Origin of the sequence: Pseudochrobactrum mosebachae (genome assembly GCF_048914685.1) — a bacterium.
Lineage (GTDB): Bacteria > Pseudomonadota > Alphaproteobacteria > Rhizobiales > Rhizobiaceae > Pseudochrobactrum.
Map to the genome: position 1 here is coordinate 1,001,352 of NZ_CP128408.1, position 20,691 is coordinate 1,022,042.

Sequence of the window (20,691 nt, forward strand, 5' to 3'; positions counted from 1 at the left end):
TTCAACTAAAGCAGTAAAGATATACTGAATCATCAAAAGTTTGTTTCGTGATCAGTCTGCGTCAGCCGCAACATCAGGAAATGTAAGGTAAGAATCGAGTTGCGATAATGATTGAACGCCGGATAAAATTGCCCGCGCTTCGGCTTCATCACGATGCATCTGCACCATCAAGGCATCAAGAGAATCAAATTTTTCTTCGCCGCGCAAATAAGCAAAGAACGAAACCGAGCAAAATTCGCCATAGAGATCGCCGGAAAAATCAAAGACAAATGTCTCAAGCAATGCCGAGCCGTCACTATCCACGGTTGGGCGGCGACCAAAACTCGCCACACCATCATAGAGCGTGCCATCCGCACGGCGAAACCGCACTGCATAAATGCCGTGCTTCAGCCCTGTCTGTAATGGCAGCGCCATATTTGCGGTCGGGAAGCCGAGCGTACGACCCAGCTGCCTGCCTTTAATCACCACACTTGCGAGCGTATAATGGTAGCCAAGCAGCGCGGCAGCGGCAACCACATCGCCCTCTGCCAGATCTTCACGGATACGCGATGAAGAAACAATAGCGCCACCCTCATCGGTAAACGGCTCGATCAACGTGACACCAAAACCATGTCTCTCACCGGCTTGCTGTAAAAACGCCGGATTGCCCTGACGCTTTGTACCAAAGTGAAAATCCACGCCGGTAATCACTTCAGAAGCACCCAGACGTTCGATCAGTATCTGATCGATAAACTCCTGCGCACTTAAACCGGAAAATGAAGCATCAAATGCCTGCTCAACCACCACATCAAAACCGAGCAGGCCCAAAATGGCAGCTTTTTCCTGCGCATCAGTTAAACGGTCAACCGGTTGTTCCGGATTAAAAAAACTGCGCGGGTGCGGCTCAAAGGTCAACACCACAGCCGGACACTGACGCATTTTGGCCAGTTCAAGCGTTTTTTTCAGCACTGCCTGATGTCCGCGATGCACACCATCGAAATTGCCGATCGCTACCACGCTCCCGCGCAAATGCGCTGGCAAAGGCTCAGCGCCGCTCAGATCACTTGTGAGGCGTAAAATAGCAGATTGGGCGGCGAAATCTGAAGGCATCTTGGTCATCATACCAGTTTCAGGACATTTATTGATCAGTTGGCAGGGATAGAACAGTTTAAACCAACAGATGAGAGAGTTTCTGTTGCAAAGAAAAATGAAACCGCTCTAACAAATAATCAAACCAGAGCGTGCATGGTTGCAACAGGCGCTTCACCGTGACGGCCAAGAAATGCGACCAGCTTATCGTGATCAACTTCACCTTTGGCTACATAATCCGCCGCATGAATACCGCCGGAAATATACAGCACATCAACACCATAATGCTGCGCGCCCTTCACATCTGTCAGCATACCGTCCCCGATAGCGAGGATGCGTGCCTTATCAACCGGCTTACCTGTCAACGCTTCAGCCGCCTGCATAGCCGCCACATAAATAGGATTATGCGGCTTACCGGCGATCAAAGTGCGGCCGCCAAGCTGGGTATAATCACGTGCCAATGCGCCAGCACACCAGATCAGACGCGTGCCGCGCTCAACCACAATATCAGGATTGGCACAAATGAATGGCAGGTTGCGCGAGCGGAAACGCTGCAGCATCTCAGCATAGTCTTCAGGCTTTTCAATTTCATCATCGACAAGGCCGGTGCAAACCACGGCAGAGGCTTCATATTCCTCAACCAGTTCCACATCAAGACCATCATAAATCGCAAGCTCGCGATCAGGGCCAAGATGAAAAATCTTGCGCGGACCGGCCGCGATCAGATCACGGGTCACATCGCCGGATGTAACGATCTGGTCATAGCTCTCATTGGTAATACCCATCATTTCCAGCTGCGCTGCAACACCGGGATAAGGGCGCGGCGAATTGGTGATCAGCACCACTTTAACACCAGCCTCGCGGGCACGTTTTAAAGCGGCAGCAGCCGGTGGAAAGGCATCAATACCATTATGCAAGACACCCCATACATCACTGAAGATCACATCATAATTGGCAAAAAGATCATCGAGCTTAACTGGATGCTGCATAAAACTATCCTTAATAACTGTATTCACTGCTGTGCTATTAAGCATCGGCACATGACCGGTCTTTTCCGGAACAAATGCGCCAACACACTTCATAGTGCCATTCAACGAATATGACAAAAGACATCGTGCCAATAACACAAGATGCCGGATTTTCTAAATGCTCTAACGTAACAAGACCGCGATGTCACCCTTACCGGTATAACAATTCAATCTGCCGCGCATGTAAGTAAATTTCTGTGCATAATATTTTAGCCACATAGATATTTCATCCTGCCTTCATAAAGTCAGGTCACATTATTATTGGTTAGAGTTAGCCCTATTGTGCAGAAACTAAATATCGCGGCAGTGAATAATCCCGGTCAGGGTGTAAATCTTGCACAGCGCTACCATATGTCATGCGCTGAAGTTTTATCGTGCTGCAGAGATTATTTTAGCAATATCTGCAAGGGGATCACACAATATGTATGGGTGCTTGTCAGCGCTTTATCTGCTCTGAAAACCTTGACTCTGAAACTGCAATTTCCTATATCAAACTCACGTTAGCACTCACACTTACTGAGTGCTAATAATCCACAGGCTGTAAAGCCTATCACTCATTTTGCTGCCTTGTATCAAGGCGTATTTTCAAGGGTTAAAACCATGGCAGACATTAAGTTCCGTCCGCTTCATGACCGCGTTGTCGTTCGTCGTGTAGAATCGGAAGAAAAGACAGCCGGTGGAATCATCATTCCTGATTCAGCCAAAGAAAAGCCGTCTGAAGGCGAAGTTGTTGCTGTTGGCTCAGGCAACCGCGACGAAAGCGGCAAGCTGGTTGCTCTGGATGTTAAAGCCGGCGATCGCGTTCTGTTCGGCAAATGGTCCGGCACAGAAGTTAAGATTAGCGGTGAAGACCTGCTGATCATGAAAGAATCCGACATTCTCGGAATCATTGCCTAATACCTGAATAGTTTTTCGGCTTACGCCTGAGATTATTCACTATTCCTTTTCACGAATTCAAATCGGGAAGTCTTAAAGGCCCTGCCTCAGACTCCAGGAGAGAAAAATGGCTGCTAAAGAAGTAAAATTCGGTCGTTCAGCGCGCGAAAAAATGCTGCGCGGCGTCGATATCCTTGCAGATGCTGTTAAAGTAACGCTCGGACCTAAAGGCCGTAACGTTGTTATCGACAAATCCTTCGGCGCTCCGCGCATCACCAAAGACGGTGTATCGGTTGCCAAGGAAATCGAACTGGAAGACAAGTTCGAAAACATGGGCGCACAGATGCTGCGCGAAGTAGCTTCCAAGACCAACGATATCGCTGGTGATGGTACGACCACTGCGACCGTTCTTGGTCAGGCTATCGTTCAGGAAGGCGCAAAAGCTGTTGCTGCCGGTATGAACCCGATGGATCTGAAGCGCGGTATTGATCTGGCTGTTTCAGAAGTTGTTGCTGAACTTCAGAAAAAAGCCACCAAAATTAAGTCAAATGACGAAGTTGCACAGGTTGGCACTATCTCTGCAAATGGCGAAGCTGAAATCGGCAAGATGATTGCTGAAGCGATGCAGAAAGTCGGCAATGAAGGCGTGATCACGGTTGAAGAAGCCAAGACCGCTGAAACCGAACTTGAAGTTGTTGAAGGCATGCAGTTCGACCGCGGCTATCTCAGCCCGTATTTCGTAACCAATCCTGAAAAGATGGTTGCTGAACTCGAAGATGCTTACATTCTTCTGCACGAAAAGAAGCTTTCCAACCTGCAGGCTCTTCTGCCGGTTCTGGAAGCTGTTGTTCAGACCTCCAAGCCACTCGTCATCATTGCTGAAGACGTTGAAGGCGAAGCATTGGCAACTCTGGTTGTTAACAAGCTGCGCGGCGGCCTGAAAATTGCTGCTGTTAAGGCTCCGGGCTTTGGCGATCGCCGTAAGGCAATGCTCGAAGATATCGCTATCCTCACCGGTGGTCAGGTTATCTCCGAAGATCTCGGCATCAAGCTGGAATCTGTTACGCTCGACATGCTCGGCCGTGCGAAGAAAGTTGCAATCAACAAAGAAAACACCACCATCGTTGATGGCGCCGGTGCAAAAGCTGAAATCGAAGCCCGCGTTGGCCAGATCAAGCAGCAGATTGACGAAACTTCATCCGACTATGACCGTGAAAAGCTGCAGGAACGTCTTGCTAAGCTGGCCGGCGGTGTTGCAGTTATCCGCGTTGGCGGTGCAACTGAAGTTGAAGTTAAAGAACGCAAAGACCGCGTTGACGATGCTCTGAACGCAACCCGCGCTGCGGTTGAAGAAGGTATCGTTGCTGGTGGTGGTACTGCACTGCTGCGCGCTTCTGCGAACATCAAAGCTACCGGCATCAATGCCGATCAGGAAGCCGGTATCAACATCGTTCGTCGCGCTTTGCAGGCTCCTGCCCGCCAGATCGCAACCAACGCCGGTGATGAAGCTTCGATTGTTGTTGGCAAGATCCTTGAAAACAACAATGAAACCTTTGGTTACAACACAGCCAATGGTGAATATGGCGATCTGATCGCTCTCGGTATTGTTGATCCGGTTAAAGTTGTTCGTACTGCTCTGCAGAACGCAGCCTCCATTGCTGGCCTGATGATCACCACCGAAGCCATGATTGCTGAACTGCCGAAAAAAGACGGCGGCATGCCTGCAATGCCAGGTGGCGGCATGGGTGGTATGGGCGGCATGGACTTCTAAGAAGTCCATCCGAGCATTACGTAGCACAGGCAGAACTGCCTGTGCTGCCAAGACTATATGCACAAACAATAAAAAAGCCCCTGGGAAATCAGGGGCTTTTTTTATGCGCTCATGCTAATAAGATTCCAGTATCAATCGGTTGCAATGAGGTGCACGTGATGATCGTGACTGAAAAAAACTTAACGCCATTCGAAATTATCGGCCAATCCCCCTATTTATTGTGATTGAAAAGCCCTGTAAATTATTATCAATACAGTGTTGGTTCTCACGAAGTTTATACGTTGTTTTTTTAAGTGATTGTACTTTCTGTAAAATCAGAATGTTTTAGCATCTCCTTAAGAGTCAAACCTTAATAATAAATACGAATGCAATTTGCTCGACCAGCACTCCTATTTGCCCCCGCTTGAAGGAAGTGCTGATCGCTGCAAAGGGGAAGACGGGGTAACCCGTCTTCCACCTTCCTCAAGCTCCCCCTCCCCGATATTGTTACAAGACCGCACTTGAATTCCACAGCAGGCAGGCTAGGTTCATATGCAGATATTTCATGCATTTGTTTGTTCTGTTGTGTGCAACAATGTGCCCTAACAATATCAGGAGAGAGCCATGCGCCAGCAACACCCTATCAATACCGCCCCACAAGATGGCAGCACAGTGACAGTGATCTGGACAGATTTTGACGGCCAGACCAACGAATCTCCTGCCCGTTACCGCAACCTTGAGCAACTCCAGAAAGCCGGTGGCGATTGGGACAGCAGCGATACAGGCTGGTGGACATTTATTGATAGTACTACGCAGAAAAAAATCGACCCTACCGCATGGATTGAAAATCCTGACGAACAGGAAGACGACTGAAACTTTCATCTGCCTCAGCATTAAAACAAAAACGAAGAAGCGGTTTTATATATAATATGCGAACAACAGTTTGAGCAAAGCAGGAGCTGAAAATGTCTGATCAACGCACCGAAACTGATAGTTTCGGCCCGATCTCTGTTGAAAGCACACGCTATTGGGGTGCGCAAACGCAGCGTTCGCTTCTGAATTTCAAAATTGGTACTGACCGCCAGCCACTCCCCCTGATTCATGCTCTTGGCATTGTTAAGCAGGCAGCGGCAGAGACCAATATGGCTCTGGGTAAACTTGACCCGGTTTTGGGGCGCGCCATAACCGTGGCCGCAGCTGAAGTGGTTGAAGGCAAGCTGGATGATCATTTTCCGCTGGTCATTTATCAGACCGGCTCCGGCACCCAATCCAATATGAATGTCAATGAAGTAATTTCCAATCGAGCCATCGAAATGCTGGGCGGCGTGATTGGCAGTAAAGACCCCGTTCATCCCAATGATCACGTCAATATGGGGCAGTCATCCAATGATTCATTTCCGACTGCTATGCATATTGCTACCGCTTTGGAAGTGACGGCACGTCTGCTCCCTGCGCTTGACCATCTGATTGCAGCACTGAAGACCAAAGAAGAGAAGTTTGCCAAGCTGATCAAGATCGGCCGTACCCATACGCAGGATGCCACGCCTGTAACACTTGGGCAGGAGTTTTCAGGTTACCGCGCTGCCGCTGAATATGGCAAGCACCGCATTGAGCAGAGCCTCACGGATGTTTATCTGTTAGCACAGGGCGGCACAGCGGTTGGTACGGGGCTCAATTCGGCCAAGGGTTTTGATACCGGTTTTGCAGAGGCTGTTGCCAATATTACCGCGCTCCCCTTTCAAACGGCACCAAACAAATTTGAAGCACTGGCTTCGCATGGTGCACTGCTTAATCTCCATGGCAGCTTGAATGCTCTCGCCGCAGATTTATTCAAAATTGCCAATGATATACGCTTTTTAGGCTCTGGCCCCCGCTCAGGTCTAGGTGAGCTGCAATTACCGGAAAATGAACCCGGCTCTTCGATTATGCCGGGCAAAGTTAATCCAACGCAGGCTGAAGCACTGACAATGGTGGCCACACAGGTTTTTGGTAATCATACCACGATAACCGTTGCCTCCAGCCAAGGCCATTTTGAACTTAATGTTTTCAAACCGGTTATTGCCGCCAATGTGCTGCAATCGATCCGGTTGCTTGCAGATGGCATGAATTCTTTTGTTGATCATTGCATTGAAGGCATTGTGGCTAATGAAGCACGAATCCATGAACTGATGGAGAACTCGCTGATGCTGGTTACAGCACTGGCACCACATATCGGTTATGATGCGGCGGCAAAAATTGCCAAGACCGCCCATCAGAATAGCACGACACTGCGTGAAGAAGCACTGAAAAGCGGGTTGGTGACTGAGGCTGACTATGAACGTCTGGTACGGCCTGAACTTATGCTCAGCCCATCATAATTAATCATTATCTAATAATAAGCTTGCTAAATGCCTGCACATTAAGACAATGTTGCAGGCATTTTTATTGTAGAGACCTTATATCGTTCGTAAATATTGAACATTATGTCAATGCCCGTCTATATTTACGAAACAGTTCCTATTGTTTATCGTTTGACATCACAATTACGGAGCCCCTCAATGAATAATTCTTCTGCATTACAGAATCCTGCAATCACCCTGATTGCACGCGTTTTTCTTTCTATTCTTTTTATTCTGGCTGGCTGGTCAAAACTGACCGGCCTTGATGGTACCGCACAATATTTTGGTGCAATCGGACTGCCAGTACCTATGGTTACTGCTATTCTTGTCGGACTCGTTGAATTTGTTGGCGGTATTGCCATTCTGATCGGCTTTAAAACCCGTATTGCTGCTATCATCGTGGCATTATTTGCGATTGGTGCAACACTGGTTGCCCATATGAACTTCTCTGAAGGCATGAATGCGCTGATGGCACAGAAAAACCTTGCTATTACAGGTGGTTTGCTGCTGCTCGCACAGTTGGGTGCAGGTGCTTATTCCGTTGATGCCCGCACTCGCAAATAACCAATAAGACCTCCAGTCTTAAAGAGAAAAGCCGCAGTTCAAATGAACTGCGGCTTTTCTCTTTGAACATACACCAGAATATATCAGGTGGTATTTGAGAGCTTATTTTAAACTTGCACAAATCCGGCTGATAATCTCTGTCACACGCGGATTATCAAGGCTGCGGCGCGCCGAAACCAGACAGGCCTGCGATTTCAGCATCACACCATCATCAAGAATTTTCAACTTATTCGCACGCAATGTTGAGCCGGTCGAAGTAATATCCACGATGATATCCGCAGACCCCGCCGCCGGTGCGCCTTCTGTTGCGCCCAAGCTCTCAACAATCCGGTAAACCTGAATGCCATGTTTCTGTGAGAAAAACTGCTGCGTCAAACGCCAGTATTTTGTGGCGATGCGCAAACGGCGGCCATGACGCTGACGAAAATCCGCCGCCACATCATCAAGATCCGCCATTGTCGCCACATCGTGCCAAACTTCAGGCACGGCAACGATTACATCAGCATGACCAAAACCGAGCTGTGCTTCAATCTGTACCTTTTCATCGGCACGCGCCAGCGTTTCACGGATCAGGTCTTCGCCGGTCACACCAAGATCAACCGTGCCATAGCCAAGCTCACGGGCAATTTCCGATGCCGATAAAAACAGAATATCCACATCATCAACACCGTCAATACGGGCGCGGTAGTTGCGGTCATCCTGCGGCAACACCACATGCAGACCGGCTTTTGCCATAACAGCAATAGTTTGTTCTTTAAGGCGGCCTTTAGACGGCAGAGCCAGTGTTATTGTCATGACTGTGCTCCGGGTCCGCGCAAAGTGGCGGCTTTGATCTGTGTAGCATCGGCACATTTTTGCAGGCGATCCAGCCAGATAGAAAAGCCTACGCCGGAAATACGCTCTTTTGCCCCAAGCATTGTCAGCAACCGGTCATAACGACCACCACCAACAATCACACCGCAATCGGTATCACGGCTGGTAATCTCGTAAACAAGACCCGTGTAATAATCGAGCGGGCGGCCAAAAGCGGCATCATAAGTGATTGTCGTCAGATCAATGCCAGCTTTGTGCATTTCCTCAACGCGCTTTTGAAAACCATCCAGTGCCGCGGTCAGATCAAGGGCGTTTTGTGCACCAAACTCTTCAAGCGCAACAGTTGCTTTATCGAGGCTCTGCCGAATCGAGAGAAACGTCTTCAGTGCAGCAAAGGTTTTTTCCGGAAGCTTTACCGAGGCTAGCTGCTCTTTTTCCAGCAGGCGGCGCGCAATATCCAAAGGTGTGCGCCCTGCTGCCGGAGAAATTCCGGCATGCTGCATTTCTTCTGCCAGTGATTGTGCCAGCGCATCTTCGTCGCGGGCATCCACCAATATACGCAGCTTTTCAGGCAGCACATCGCTACTGCGCTGCGATGACAGGTCTTGTAGTGCAAGCTCGAGCTGGCTGGTATTGCCGCTACCATTGCCGAAGCTGCGTGCCAGTTTTTTCTGCCAGCCACGTGGCAGGCCAAGCGCTGCCAAGACCGCCTCAAACACGGATTGGTCGCCCAACAGCACCTGAAACCGTGCAGCAGGCGCTGCTTGTGCAACAGCATTGAGCGCATCGCTCAAGGAGCGCGCATCGGATGCCGGCTCATTGTCACCACCCAGATCTTCAATACCGGCCTGATGAAAGCTGGTGCCACCTTCACGCCGCTGGCGAAACACTTCGCCAACATAGGAATAACGCTTAGGCGTGGCAGCATTGAGCGCAATATGATTGCGGCAGACCGGAATTGTAAATTCCGGACGCAGACACAGGCTGTCACCATTTTCATTTTCGGTCAGAAAAATTCGGCTGCGCAAATCTTCGCCTGCCATATCCAGAAAAGGATCGGCAGGCAGAAGGATCGGAATATTAACGGCCTCAGTTGACGATGTTGAAAAATAAGCCGTCAGCTCAGCCGCGATCGGCGATGCTTTCTGATCACGCATTATGTTGCTCATCCTATCGTGCCGCGCATTATCTTGTTCATCGCTCCAAACATGGCTTACTGCCCTGCCTGATCGCGCTGCTCCTGCAAATGATCTGCAGCCTGCTCCGCCAGAATACGCTGCACATGCTCAACCAGCTCAGCCTCTTTGACAAGGATTTGCGCCGGACGGCTTGCGCGCCACTCTTCATTGCTCGCAATCTCTCCTGAAAGACGCTTACCCTCAATCAGATCTTTGATCTGGATTTCGCCATTTGCACGTTCATCGCCACCCTGAATAATGGCAATCGGCGCATTGCGACGATCGGCATATTTAAGCTGATTACCAAACTTCTTCCAGTTACCCTGATACATCTCAGCGCGGATGCCAGCATCACGCAGACTTTGCGTGAACTTTTGGTAACGGCCAAGGCTTTCAGCATCGCCATCCATCACGGTCACAACAACTGGCGCCAGCGCCTCTTCCTGCCCCAGCTTGCCAAGGTTTTTCAATGCTGTCATCAAGCGTGAAACACCAATGGAAAAACCGGTTGCCGGAACCGGCTGGCCGCGAAAACGCGATACCAGACCATCATATCGGCCACCACCGCCGACAGAACCGAACACGACCTTTTCACCTTTTTCATTGGTGACATCAAATTGCAGTTCAGCTTCATAAACAGGGCCGGTGTAATATTCCAGACCACGCACCACAGAAGGGTCGATTTTTACCCGCCCATCGTAACCACCGGCATCAAACAAAATCTGCATCTGCGCCAGTTCTTCAACGCCCTCGCTACCGCGTGCATTACCTTCAACAACAATGCGCAGATTAGCAATGGTTTGCGCACCACTTTCGGTACCGGCAGCAGTAAAATCGAGAACTTTGGCAATCGCCGCATCATCAAGACCGGCACCTTTGGTGAAATCACCGGATTCATCACGGCGTCCTGCTCCGAGCAAAAGCTTAACGCCTTCAGCACCGAATTTGTCGAGCTTATCAATAGCGCGCAGCACATTCAAACGGCGCGCTGCATTCTCATCACCCGCCAGACCAATGGCTTCCAGCACACCGTCAAGCACCTTACGATTGTTAACACGGATCATATAATCGCCGCGCTGAATGCCAAGGCGCTCCAGCGTATCTGCGGCCATCATGCACATTTCCGCATCAGCAGACACGCCGGGCGCACCAACTGTATCGGCATCAAATTGCATGAATTGACGGAAGCGGCCGGGACCCGGCTTTTCATTGCGGAACACCCAACCATGACGATAAGTGCGAAACGGCAACTGAATTTCATTGAAGTTTTCAGCCACATGGCGTGCCAGAGGCGCGGTCAGATCATAACGCAATGACAGCCATTGTTCATCATCATCCTGCAGCGAAAACACCCCCTCATTCGGGCGATCGAGATCCGGCAGAAATTTGCCCAATGCATCGGTATATTCAACCAGCGGCGTTTCAATCGGGTCAAAACCGTAGCGCTCATACACTTCGCGAATAGTCGCCAGCATTTTATCAGCAGCGCGCAGATCATGCGGCTCACGGTCCACAAAGCCGCGCGGCAACCGCGCTTTCATCTTTTCCGCTTTATTTGCCATGATCGTGATCCGCTAAACTTGAGTAAATTGAAGTGATTGAGCGCCTTAAAGACGTGCATGTTTCCTAACTGATCAACCAGCCAGCGGCAAGACCCAGATCAGCGCAGATGCACGATCCTTGCTACTATATGGCGTTTTAGAGGCTTCTACGCTTTGTGCTTGCTATTTTGGACGCTTAAAATCCTGACGCAGACGCTCGATGACCGGTCGGCAATAACATCCCTCAATATGATCATTAACCAGCCCCATCGCCTGCATAAAAGCATAAACCGTTGTCGGCCCAACAAAACTCCAGCCGCGTTTTTTGAGATCTTTGGAGATGAGGGTCGAGATTGCGGTTGTCGGGTTTGCGCGTAAAACGTCCAAATCAACAACAGCAGGGCGCTCTTGTGAGTGCGGTTCAAAGCTCCAGAAATATGCCGCTAAAGACCCTTTTTCAGCGATCAGATCAATGGCACGTCCGGCATTGTTAATCGCCGAATTGATTTTACCACGATGACGCACAATGCCCTTATCCTGCATCAGCCGCTCAACATCATCCTGCGTAAAGGCCGCCATTTTATGGATGTCAAACTCTGCAAAAGCACGACGAAAATTCTCCCGCTTGCGCAGGATTGTCAGCCATGACAGGCCGGATTGAAATCCTTCCAGGCAGATTTTTTCAAACAGACGACGATCATCACTTACCGGATATCCCCATTCTGTATCATGATAAAGCTGGTAATCGGGTAAGTCACCATGCCAGCCACAGCGCACGCGGCCATCCTCGCCGCGCCGCAAACCATCCGCCATAATCACTTTATTCTGCAAATCTGTTTCGTTCATTTGTCACCTGCAATTCATCTTTTACAATGCATAACATATTTTATTTGACCTGGAACAAAAAAAGAACATAGAGTTAGTTTAGAGTATAGGCAACAGCACCGCAGCAGACAGAACTCCACACGGTAATCTTTACTGAATGATAACCACAAATACAGCTTTCGGGCCATTTTCGCCTCAGGCATTGACCAGATTCATCATTTCACAAGGGCTTGGTATCACAGTTACCGGCATATCAATTTGTATGCCACCGGTGAGCAAAAGCATCACCTGAAACAGGACGATCTGATGAAACCACGTCACCTTTTACTGATCGCATCCATTGCTGCTTTTGCCCTGTCCGCCATTTCTGCAGGAGGGGCATTTGCCAATGACCGCTATGCAGCACCTCCGCCTCTTACTCTCAGCTCAACGCAAAGCGCCCCATGGATTAAGCAGCTGCAATCACGGCAGTATACTGTGGAATCTGCTTTAGCAGCGCCACGTATCGACAAAACTCCGATGCGCCAAACAGCACCGCGCGTGCAGCGCCCTGTTACGCCTAAGCAAAAACCCAAAACAACCAAAGCCGGTTTAAATCCGGTCTATTTACCGCAAGATGTCGATTATAAAAAATCGCATAAAGCCGGCACTATTGTCATAGACACAAAAAACAAGTTTCTTTATCTGGTCGGCGAAAACGGCACTGCACGGCGCTACGGAGTTGGTGTTGGCAAACAAGGTTTCAGCTGGAAGGGCACACAAACCGTGAGCCGCAAAGCCGAATGGCCGACATGGCACCCGCCAAAAGAAATGATTGCGCGCGAGCGTAAAAAAGGGCGCGTTCTGCCGGTGCGTATGGATGGTGGCGTAGAAAACCCGTTAGGTGCACGCGCGCTGTATCTTGGTAATACGCTGTATCGCATTCATGGCACCAACGCTCCTTCCACAATAGGCAGAGCTGTTTCATCGGGCTGCATACGCATGCGTAATCAGGATGTGGAAGAGCTATACGAACTTGTGCCCGTTGGTACTAAAGTCGTTGTTCTTTAATCAGATTTAACCTGTTCAAAAGCCCTGCATTATCACTATAATGCAGGGCTTTTTTATATCTGAGCACATAATTTCCAAAACAGTGCCTTCAAAAACCAACACTGTTCTGAACTATTTATATTTTTGACATAAGCCGGACTTGCAAATGCAGTAAATACCGATTCAACATTGACACACTTGCAAACTGCTTCGCCGAATACTGCATCGCTGACATGAAAGAAGGGTCAGGAGCAATATAAGCCGGCGCAAAAACAGAAAAGGAATAAGGGCATGACCGTAGCTGCGATCAAACTGAACGACGGCAACTCCATTCCACAACTGGGCTTTGGTGTATGGCAGATTAATGATGAACAAGCAGTAGCCAGTGTTTCAAGCGCGCTTGAAACCGGCTACCGGCATATTGATACTGCTGCAATTTACAAGAATGAGCGTGGTGTTGGCCAGGCTATTCGCGATTCAGGCATTGCCCGTAAAGATATTTTTCTGACCACCAAAGTATGGAATGATGATCAGGGCTATGACGCGACATTGAAAGCATTTGCCGCATCATCAGAACGCCTTGGCACCGACTATTTCGATCTTTATTTAATCCACTGGCCGATGCCGAATAAAGACCTGTTTGTGGACACATGGCGAGCACTTGTGAAGCTGCGTGAAGACGGGTTGGTAAAATCTATCGGCGTCTCCAATTTCCGCACCTCAGACCTGCAACGCATGATGAAAGAATCGGATATTGTTCCGGCTGTAAATCAGATTGAACTGCACCCTTATTTCCAGCAAGACAATCTGCGCCAGTTTCATCAGCAGCATAACATTGCCACTGAAGCGTGGAGCCCGCTTGGTCAGGGGAAAATTCTGGATAACCCGACCCTGAAAGCGATCGCTGAAAAGCACAATAAATCCGTTGCCCAGGTTATTTTGCGCTGGCATCTCGATATCGGCAATATTGTCATTCCAAAATCATCTACTCCGGCCCGTATTCAGGAAAACTTTGCTATCAGCGATTTCACCCTTTCAGGCACTGAGCATGATTCTATTAACCGCCTGAGCTCAGCTGATGGCCGCATCGGACCGGACCCGACAACTTTTGGTTGATTGTGCCGCTTTCAGAAGCAACAGTACCAGCGTTTAAATGTTTTTAAACACCCGCATCGCTCAGCATGCGGGTGTTTTTTTTGCTTTCACAAGCTTAAAATCAATCAATAAATTAAGATTACCTAAATATAATCAAGTAAAAATAACTCCGATTAAAAAATAAATCCATTCATTACAATACAATAAAACACCAGAAAAATATATACTAAGAAATAAAGCACTATATAAATGACAGTAAAAATACGTTAACCATAATAAGGAAAATTCAACTAAAATTTTACGCCACCCTTTTTATAACCTGCATTTTATTGCAGTATCCATTTATAGTTTTTTTCATATTATGAATTATAAATTTCAACATAGAAAAAGGATGACCTTTCGCTTTCTAACTTTAGTGCCATTCAATTTCCCTGAAGCAGCACCCCACATATTGCCGTCGTTCAAATATTTTTTAAACCAACAAATCATAATATTTTCTCAAATCAATTTTTAAGGTGAAAAATGTCCATTATCGTTAATCTCGATGTTGTGTTAGCCCGCAAAAAAATTCGCTCCCGTCAGCTTGCAGCTGATATCGGGATCACAGAGCCGAATGTGTCACTGCTCAAGTCCGGAAAAGTCCGTGGTATTCGCTTTGAAACACTTGCGAAAATCTGCCGTGTACTTGACTGCCAGCCCGGCGATATACTTGAATATCGTGACGAAGTTGGCTCACAACATTAAATAAAAATTACTATACTCTTTAAAACAGTAAAAGCCGCGCAAATTTAATTTACGCGGCTTTTGAGCTGAATATAAGAACAATGCAGAATCAGTGAAAATTGCGCATAAAAATGCTCGGCAATTATCGGACGACACGAAATGGATTACTGCTGATGAAAGCTTGAAATACCATAACCGTCGCTGGCAACTGCACTACCACCCGCCTCGATAGAGAGCAGACCTAGGCCCGTAAACAAGATCGCAGACAGCATGATGACGGTCAGGAGCGTGGCGCTCTTTGCAGACATGGAAACAAGCTCCCGGAAGCGGACTAAAATCGGCATGATCAACGGATCGCAATACGACACCGCCAGAACAAGCGCTGGTTAAAAACTTGCCCTTCAATATAAGCAGGTAAACTTAACAGCAATCAAACCAGACGCTTTTGTGCATCAAAAACGTATTTGTAAAACAGTTTGCAACGCACTGTGGCAGATCGGCAACGCCGAACACCACGAGAAATGGCAAATCAAAGCAGAACAAACATTTCGGTAACCATATATATTTGTAAAATGAATATATATGCAAGAAAACACCACTGATCCCGCTCACTTCCAAAAGTGAGTCTCTTGTAGAATACCGGTCACACTGTTTTACTCTTGACCTGCCCGCCCCTCGTCTGCCATCGGTCATACATGCGCGCAAATTATAAAATGCAAAGATTATTCACGGAAATGCCCTTGCAGGCCGGTCAGATGATCGACGCACCGGCTGATGCCGCACATTACCTGCTTAATGTCATGCGAATGCGGGACGGCGACCCGATTTTGCTATTTAATGGCGTTGACGGCGAATGGCTGGCACATATTGCACAGGCAGGAAAAAAGCGACTCTCGCTTCTGCCCGCAGAGCTGGTAAGACCACAACCGGCAGCACCCAACCTTCACTATTGCTTTGCACCGCTGAAAGTTGGCCGGATGGATTACATGATCCAGAAAGCCGTCGAAATGGGCGCTGGAATTTTACAACCGGTGATCACCCAGCACTGCCAAATGCCAAAACTCAATGGTGAACGCATGCAGGCGAATGCCCGTGAGGCTGCAGAACAATGCGGCATTCTTTCAATGCCACTCTATCGTGAGCCCGTGCGTTTCGACACGTTTATCAATGAATGGGATCGCTCACGCGCATTGATCTTTTGTGATGAAGCCCATGACACCAACAATCCTTTACCACTCCTGCGCACATTAAAAGGCCAACCTGCCGGTGTGCTTATAGGGCCCGAAGGCGGCTTTTCTGACGAAGAGCGCCGGATTTTACGGCAACAGGATTTTGTGACTGCGATTCCGCTGGGGCCAAGAATCTTGCGCGCAGATACCGCAGCCGTAGCAGCCATGGCTCTCATTCAGGCAACCATTGGCGACTGGTCATAAATCGCATTCTGGCTCTTTTACCTTCCAAATCAGTGATAAAAACCATTTTTTCCACCCCGTTAACGCAAATTGGCAGGGATACAAACGTCACTCCGTTAATTTTGCAAAATAATTCTGCTTGCGTGTTCGATAAAAAAACGTCAATCACTTAAATTAATAGTCGCAACTACAAAATAGGGTAATGCAAAGCATGGCTCGGGATACTACAGACGAAACAGTCATTTCCGGCATTGAGGAACTGGCTGAATATCTCGCCGATGGCTGTAAGCCAAAGGAAAATTGGCGCATTGGCACCGAACATGAGAAATTCCCCTATTATACGCAAGGTAACAGCCCTGTTCCCTATGAAGGTACGCGAGGAATCCGCGCCATACTTCAAGCGATGCAGCAACGCCTCGGCTGGGATCCGATTATTGATGAAGGTAATCTGATCGGATTGGTCAGCACACAGGGCCAGGGCGCAATTTCGCTCGAACCGGGCGGGCAGTTTGAGCTGTCTGGCGCGCCCCTTCAAACCATTCATCAGACCTTTGCTGAAGCCAGCCAACATCTGGCCGATGTGCATGACATCAGCACACCGATGGGTATTCGCTTTTTAGGCATGGGTGGCAGCCCTAAGTGGACATTGGCAGAAACGCCGGTGATGCCTAAATCCCGCTATGCAATTATGACTGCCTACATGCCTAAAGTTGGTAAAGAGGGGCTGGACATGATGTACCGCACCTCGACCATTCAGGTTAACCTTGATTTTGCATCTGAAACCGATATGCGGCACAAGATGCAGGTTGGCATGAAGCTGCAATCGGTTGCAACCGCACTTTTTGCCTCTTCGCCGTTTACTGAGGGCAAACCAAACGGCCTGCAATCATGGCGCTCCGACATCTGGCGCGACACGGATAATAACCGTGCCGGCGTGCTGCCTTTCGTGTTTTCAGAGCGTTTCGGTTTTGCCGATTATGTCGATTGGGCGCTGGATGTGCCGATGTATTTCATTATGCGTGACGGTCATTATGTCGATTGCACACATATTACTTTCCGCCAATTTATGCATGGCGCGATGAAAGACCATCCAACTGCAGGCCAGCCGAATATCGGCGACTGGGCCAACCACATTTCTACGCTATTTCCTGAAGTTCGCCTCAAACGCTTTCTTGAAATGCGCGGCGCCGATGGCGGCCCTCTTGAACATATTGCAGGTCTTTCAGCCTTCTGGGTTGGTCTACTCTATGATGAAGAAGCATTGAACGCAGCGCTGGATCTGACAAAAGACTGGAGTTTTGAAGCTGTGGCAGAGATGCGCAACAGCGTACCAAAACTGGGTTTCAAAACCCCGCTTGGTCATGGCACTGTTGCCGATATTGCCAGACAAGCGGTTAGCATTGCGCAACTCGGCTTAAAAAACCGCAAACAGCACAATGAAAAAGGTCAGGATGAAACGATCCACCTGGCAGCATTGGAAGACATTTTGACCTCCGGCCAACCGCTGGCAGAGACCATGCTTCAGCGCTTTAATGCTGAATGGAATAATTCCATCGACCCTGTATTTCAGGAATATTCTTATAAATAAACCTACGATGTGTGGCGATGTATTTAATAAAACAACATTGCCACACATAAAATAAATACAAACTATGAATAACAATTAAAATTATTAATTACTTTAAAATATTAACATAAACTAAAATCCGCCCAATCAATAACAATAAAAACTATTATTGGCGCATGTATTTACTTACAAAAGAAAAACAAATACAAAACCAACCTATCAGTTTTTCAGCAATCCTCACTCCCAAATGTTTACCGGGCAGCAACCGGAGTTTAGAATGAAACCTCTTCTCGATCTGGATCAGCTACGTACTTTTCTTCTGATTACTGAAACAGGGAGTTTCACAAAAACAGCTGATACCGTTTTCAGAACGCAATCTGCAATTTCAATGCAAATCCGGCGCCTCGAAGAACGTGTTGGAAAATCTCTGTTTACACGCGTTGGACGCCACCTGCAGCTCACTCCTTATGGTGAGGACTTACAAATTTATGCTAGCCGTATGCTTCAGCTCAATGATGAGGCAATTAATTCATTTCGGGTCAGCAGGTTGCAAGTCAACATCCGTATAGGCTTGCCAGATATTTATCTCGAACATATGCTTCATGATGCATTAAAACCGATCTTACATAATACCCCTGAAATCGAGACTATATTACAATGCGAGCCCAATGATCTGTTAATAAGTTCTATACGCCGCGGTGCGCTAGATTTGGCACTTATAACGCATCAAGCAGAGCAAAAGGGAACAATGCCTATAAGAACCAGTCGATTTGTCTGGGTTACCTCTGCAACCAACTCGCCGCATATGAGGGACGTTCTGCCGCTGGCTACCAGCAGGACCAATTGCTCATGGCGTATAGCCCTGACCGATATGCTCAATAGTATTAAGCGCAAATATCGCATTGCGCTTTCCACATCTTCAAACCACGCCATAATACTGGCAGTACGTTCAGGCACCGCCATTTCCATGCTACCGGAAAATATGGTGACGGCCGATATGCGAATACTGAATGAGGATGATGGCTTTCCGCCCCTGCCATCCGGAGTCCTTACCCTCATTCGATCCAGCGGCATAAGTACACCAGCTATTGATATGATTGCCAATGCCATTCAAACCAGCTTCAGTAAAACAATCCGACATTCAAACTGAACAAGATATGAAAGAGTATTGACCGCGAGGCTGATAAAATGGCCAATAGCCTATGAGTTTTTTTCCAGATTCGCCCGCCTCACAGTCAGAAAACACCGTGTCCAATGTTGCGGAATATTCTGTTTCGGAAATTTCCGGCGCGCTGAAACGTACCGTTGAGGATACATTCAGCCATGTGCGGGTGCGTGGCGAAATTTCAGGCTATCGTGGGCCCCATTCTTCAGGCCACGCCTATTTTGCACTGAAAGATGAACGTGCCCGCATTGAAGCAGTGATCTGGCGCGGCTCTATGAGCCGCATCAAATTCCGCCCTGAAGAGGGAATGGAGGTCATTGCCACCGGCAAGCTCACAACCTATCCCGGCTCATCCAAATACCAAATCGTTATTGAGCAGATGGAGCCCGCAGGCGCCGGTGCATTAATGGCACTGCTCGAAGAGCGCAAACAAAGGCTGGCGCAAGAAGGCCTGTTTGACGGTTCGCGCAAGCAATTACTGCCCTTCATGCCCCGCATTATTGGCGTGGTCACCTCACCCACCGGAGCTGTAATCCGCGATATTATTCACCGCATTAGCGATCGCTTTCCGCTACACGTTTTGGTTTGGCCGGTTCGGGTACAGGGCGACACCAGCGGCTCCGAGGTTGCACGCGCCGTATCAGGCTTCAACTCCGAGTATTTTGGCAAAGTTTTACCAAAACCGGATATCATCATTGTTGCGCGCGGTGGCGGCAGCCTTGAAGACTTGTGGGGCTTTAACGATGAAAGCGTTGTTCGCGCGGTTGCAGCCTCAGCAATCCCGATTATTTCTGCTGTCGGCCACGAGACCGACTGGACATTGATTGATCTGGCAGCGGATATTCGCGCGCCAACGCCAACCGGTGCAGCGGAAATGGCAGTTCCGGTACGCGCCGATTTGCAAGTCCAAACACTTTCTTCCAGCGCCAGACTGGCCGCAGCCATGACACGCCTGATTGACCGCCGTCGTGATGCCTATCGCAGCCTGCAACGCGCCATGCCGTCTACAGATCAGCTACTGGCATTGCCACGGCGACGTTTTGATGAAGCAGCCTCACGCCTTGGCCGTGCGCTGCTATCAGGTACCGCGCATAAACGAGCCCGCTTTGACGGCTTAGGCAGGCAGCTCTCACCACGGCTTCTGCACCAGCAAATCCGCGAACGTAAAATACACCTCCATCAGCTCAGCCAGCGTTTACCGCGTAGCTTGACGCTAAAAACCAATATCAGTCAAAACCTGTACCGGCAGGTCGCATTGCGTTTGAACAGCGACCTTATTTTGCGCCACACTAAGCAATGGTCAACCCATACAGATGGTCTGCAACGGCGCGGCGATCAGGCAATCCGTCATATTCTTGTGCGCTACCACAACCGCAATCAGGAACTCACACGTTTGATGGATACATTATCGCATACCAGTGTACTCAAACGCGGCTTTGCGATTGTGATGAATGATCAGGGTATTCCGGTTAAAGCCGCTGCTATGATCAGCGCCGGCGACCACCTGTCGCTGCATTTTCATGACGGTGAAACACCTGTTATTGCCGATGGCGGAACGAATACCGGTGCTGCGACAGCAAAATCGCAAGAAGCATCCGCAAGCACGAAAAAAAGCAAGACAGTCAAGGCGAAAGCCATCGCTCCCAGCGGTCAGGGCACATTATTCTGAGAATAGCGGC

The 20,691-nt window shown here is 48.7% G+C and carries 19 protein-coding genes; 12 read left to right on the top strand and 7 right to left on the bottom strand.

Going from position 1 to position 20,691, the window contains the following annotated elements:
• Positions 1-51 precede the first annotated feature (51 nt).
• Both MP213Fo_RS04765 and MP213Fo_RS04770 read right to left on the bottom strand, forming a co-directional pair.
• Positions 52-1,098 carry a bifunctional riboflavin kinase/FAD synthetase gene (locus MP213Fo_RS04765; protein WP_421091016.1) on the bottom strand — a complete coding sequence of 349 codons (1,047 nt, stop codon included), beginning with the start codon at positions 1,096-1,098 and terminating at the stop codon, positions 52-54.
• 110 nt (positions 1,099-1,208) lie between these two features.
• On the bottom strand, positions 1,209-2,057 hold the full coding sequence (locus MP213Fo_RS04770) for a TIGR01459 family HAD-type hydrolase (protein WP_421090511.1): 849 nt from the start codon (positions 2,055-2,057) through the stop codon (positions 1,209-1,211).
• Between the two features lie 639 nt (positions 2,058-2,696).
• Here MP213Fo_RS04770 and groES point away from each other — a divergent pair.
• From groES to MP213Fo_RS04795, 5 genes are all read left to right on the top strand, one after another.
• Positions 2,697-2,993, top strand: coding sequence for a co-chaperone GroES (gene groES / locus MP213Fo_RS04775; protein ID WP_421090512.1), 297 nt, complete (start codon positions 2,697-2,699; stop codon positions 2,991-2,993).
• Between the two features lie 106 nt (positions 2,994-3,099).
• Positions 3,100-4,743, top strand: a complete 1,644-nt coding sequence (groL, locus tag MP213Fo_RS04780) for a chaperonin GroEL (protein WP_421090513.1) — start codon at positions 3,100-3,102, stop codon at positions 4,741-4,743.
• Between the two features lie 603 nt (positions 4,744-5,346).
• Positions 5,347-5,595, top strand: coding sequence for a hypothetical protein (locus MP213Fo_RS04785; protein ID WP_421090514.1), 249 nt, complete (start codon positions 5,347-5,349; stop codon positions 5,593-5,595).
• A gap of 92 nt (positions 5,596-5,687) precedes the next feature.
• Entirely contained in the window at positions 5,688-7,079 is a 1,392-nt protein-coding gene (gene fumC / locus MP213Fo_RS04790; RefSeq protein ID WP_421090515.1) for a class II fumarate hydratase, read from the top strand.
• Positions 7,080-7,259: 180 nt separating this feature from the next.
• Positions 7,260-7,664 carry a DoxX family protein gene (locus MP213Fo_RS04795; RefSeq protein WP_421090516.1) on the top strand — a complete coding sequence of 135 codons (405 nt, stop codon included), beginning with the start codon at positions 7,260-7,262 and terminating at the stop codon, positions 7,662-7,664.
• A 102-nt stretch (positions 7,665-7,766) separates the two neighbouring features.
• On the opposite strand, the gene hisG is transcribed toward MP213Fo_RS04795, so the two are convergent.
• From hisG to MP213Fo_RS04815, 4 genes are all read right to left on the bottom strand, one after another.
• Positions 7,767-8,459 (bottom strand): ATP phosphoribosyltransferase, encoded by a 693-nt coding sequence (gene hisG, locus MP213Fo_RS04800; RefSeq protein ID WP_421090517.1) that lies wholly within the window; start codon positions 8,457-8,459, stop codon positions 7,767-7,769.
• A complete protein-coding gene (locus tag MP213Fo_RS04805) occupies positions 8,456-9,634 on the bottom strand; it encodes an ATP phosphoribosyltransferase regulatory subunit (RefSeq protein WP_421090518.1) in 1,179 nt (392 codons plus the stop codon). Before MP213Fo_RS04805 ends, hisG begins: the two co-directional genes overlap by 4 nt.
• Before the next feature lie 56 nt (positions 9,635-9,690).
• Positions 9,691-11,217 carry a histidine--tRNA ligase gene (hisS, locus tag MP213Fo_RS04810; RefSeq protein ID WP_421090519.1) on the bottom strand — a complete coding sequence of 509 codons (1,527 nt, stop codon included), beginning with the start codon at positions 11,215-11,217 and terminating at the stop codon, positions 9,691-9,693.
• A 162-nt stretch (positions 11,218-11,379) separates the two neighbouring features.
• On the bottom strand, positions 11,380-12,042 hold the full coding sequence (locus MP213Fo_RS04815; protein WP_421090520.1) for a DNA-3-methyladenine glycosylase I: 663 nt from the start codon (positions 12,040-12,042) through the stop codon (positions 11,380-11,382).
• A gap of 285 nt (positions 12,043-12,327) precedes the next feature.
• Between MP213Fo_RS04815 and MP213Fo_RS04820 the strand changes: the two genes are divergently transcribed.
• The 3 genes from MP213Fo_RS04820 (at position 12,328) to MP213Fo_RS04830 (ending at position 14,889) form a co-directional block, all read left to right on the top strand.
• A complete protein-coding gene (locus MP213Fo_RS04820; protein ID WP_421090521.1) occupies positions 12,328-13,071 on the top strand; it encodes a L,D-transpeptidase in 744 nt (247 codons plus the stop codon).
• A gap of 270 nt (positions 13,072-13,341) precedes the next feature.
• On the top strand, positions 13,342-14,166 hold the full coding sequence (locus tag MP213Fo_RS04825) for an aldo/keto reductase (protein ID WP_421090522.1): 825 nt from the start codon (positions 13,342-13,344) through the stop codon (positions 14,164-14,166).
• A gap of 501 nt (positions 14,167-14,667) precedes the next feature.
• Positions 14,668-14,889 (top strand): helix-turn-helix domain-containing protein, encoded by a 222-nt coding sequence (locus MP213Fo_RS04830; RefSeq protein WP_421090523.1) that lies wholly within the window; start codon positions 14,668-14,670, stop codon positions 14,887-14,889.
• A 143-nt stretch (positions 14,890-15,032) separates the two neighbouring features.
• Here the strand turns inward: MP213Fo_RS04830 and MP213Fo_RS04835 are convergent, their stop codons facing one another.
• Positions 15,033-15,176 (bottom strand): hypothetical protein, encoded by a 144-nt coding sequence (locus tag MP213Fo_RS04835; protein WP_421090524.1) that lies wholly within the window; start codon positions 15,174-15,176, stop codon positions 15,033-15,035.
• Between the two features lie 387 nt (positions 15,177-15,563).
• Between MP213Fo_RS04835 and MP213Fo_RS04840 the strand changes: the two genes are divergently transcribed.
• The 4 genes from MP213Fo_RS04840 (at position 15,564) to xseA (ending at position 20,681) form a co-directional block, all read left to right on the top strand.
• The gene (locus MP213Fo_RS04840) at positions 15,564-16,301 is read left to right on the top strand and encodes a 16S rRNA (uracil(1498)-N(3))-methyltransferase (RefSeq protein ID WP_421090525.1); all 738 of its coding nucleotides are present in this window, start codon (positions 15,564-15,566) and stop codon (positions 16,299-16,301) included.
• A gap of 190 nt (positions 16,302-16,491) precedes the next feature.
• The gene (locus MP213Fo_RS04845; RefSeq protein WP_421090526.1) at positions 16,492-17,868 is read left to right on the top strand and encodes a glutamate--cysteine ligase; all 1,377 of its coding nucleotides are present in this window, start codon (positions 16,492-16,494) and stop codon (positions 17,866-17,868) included.
• 256 nt (positions 17,869-18,124) lie between these two features.
• Entirely contained in the window at positions 18,125-18,997 is an 873-nt protein-coding gene (locus MP213Fo_RS04850) for a LysR family transcriptional regulator (RefSeq protein WP_421090527.1), read from the top strand.
• Between the two features lie 52 nt (positions 18,998-19,049).
• Positions 19,050-20,681 carry an exodeoxyribonuclease VII large subunit gene (gene xseA / locus MP213Fo_RS04855; RefSeq protein WP_421090528.1) on the top strand — a complete coding sequence of 544 codons (1,632 nt, stop codon included), beginning with the start codon at positions 19,050-19,052 and terminating at the stop codon, positions 20,679-20,681.
• The last annotated feature ends 10 nt before the right edge of the window (positions 20,682-20,691 follow it).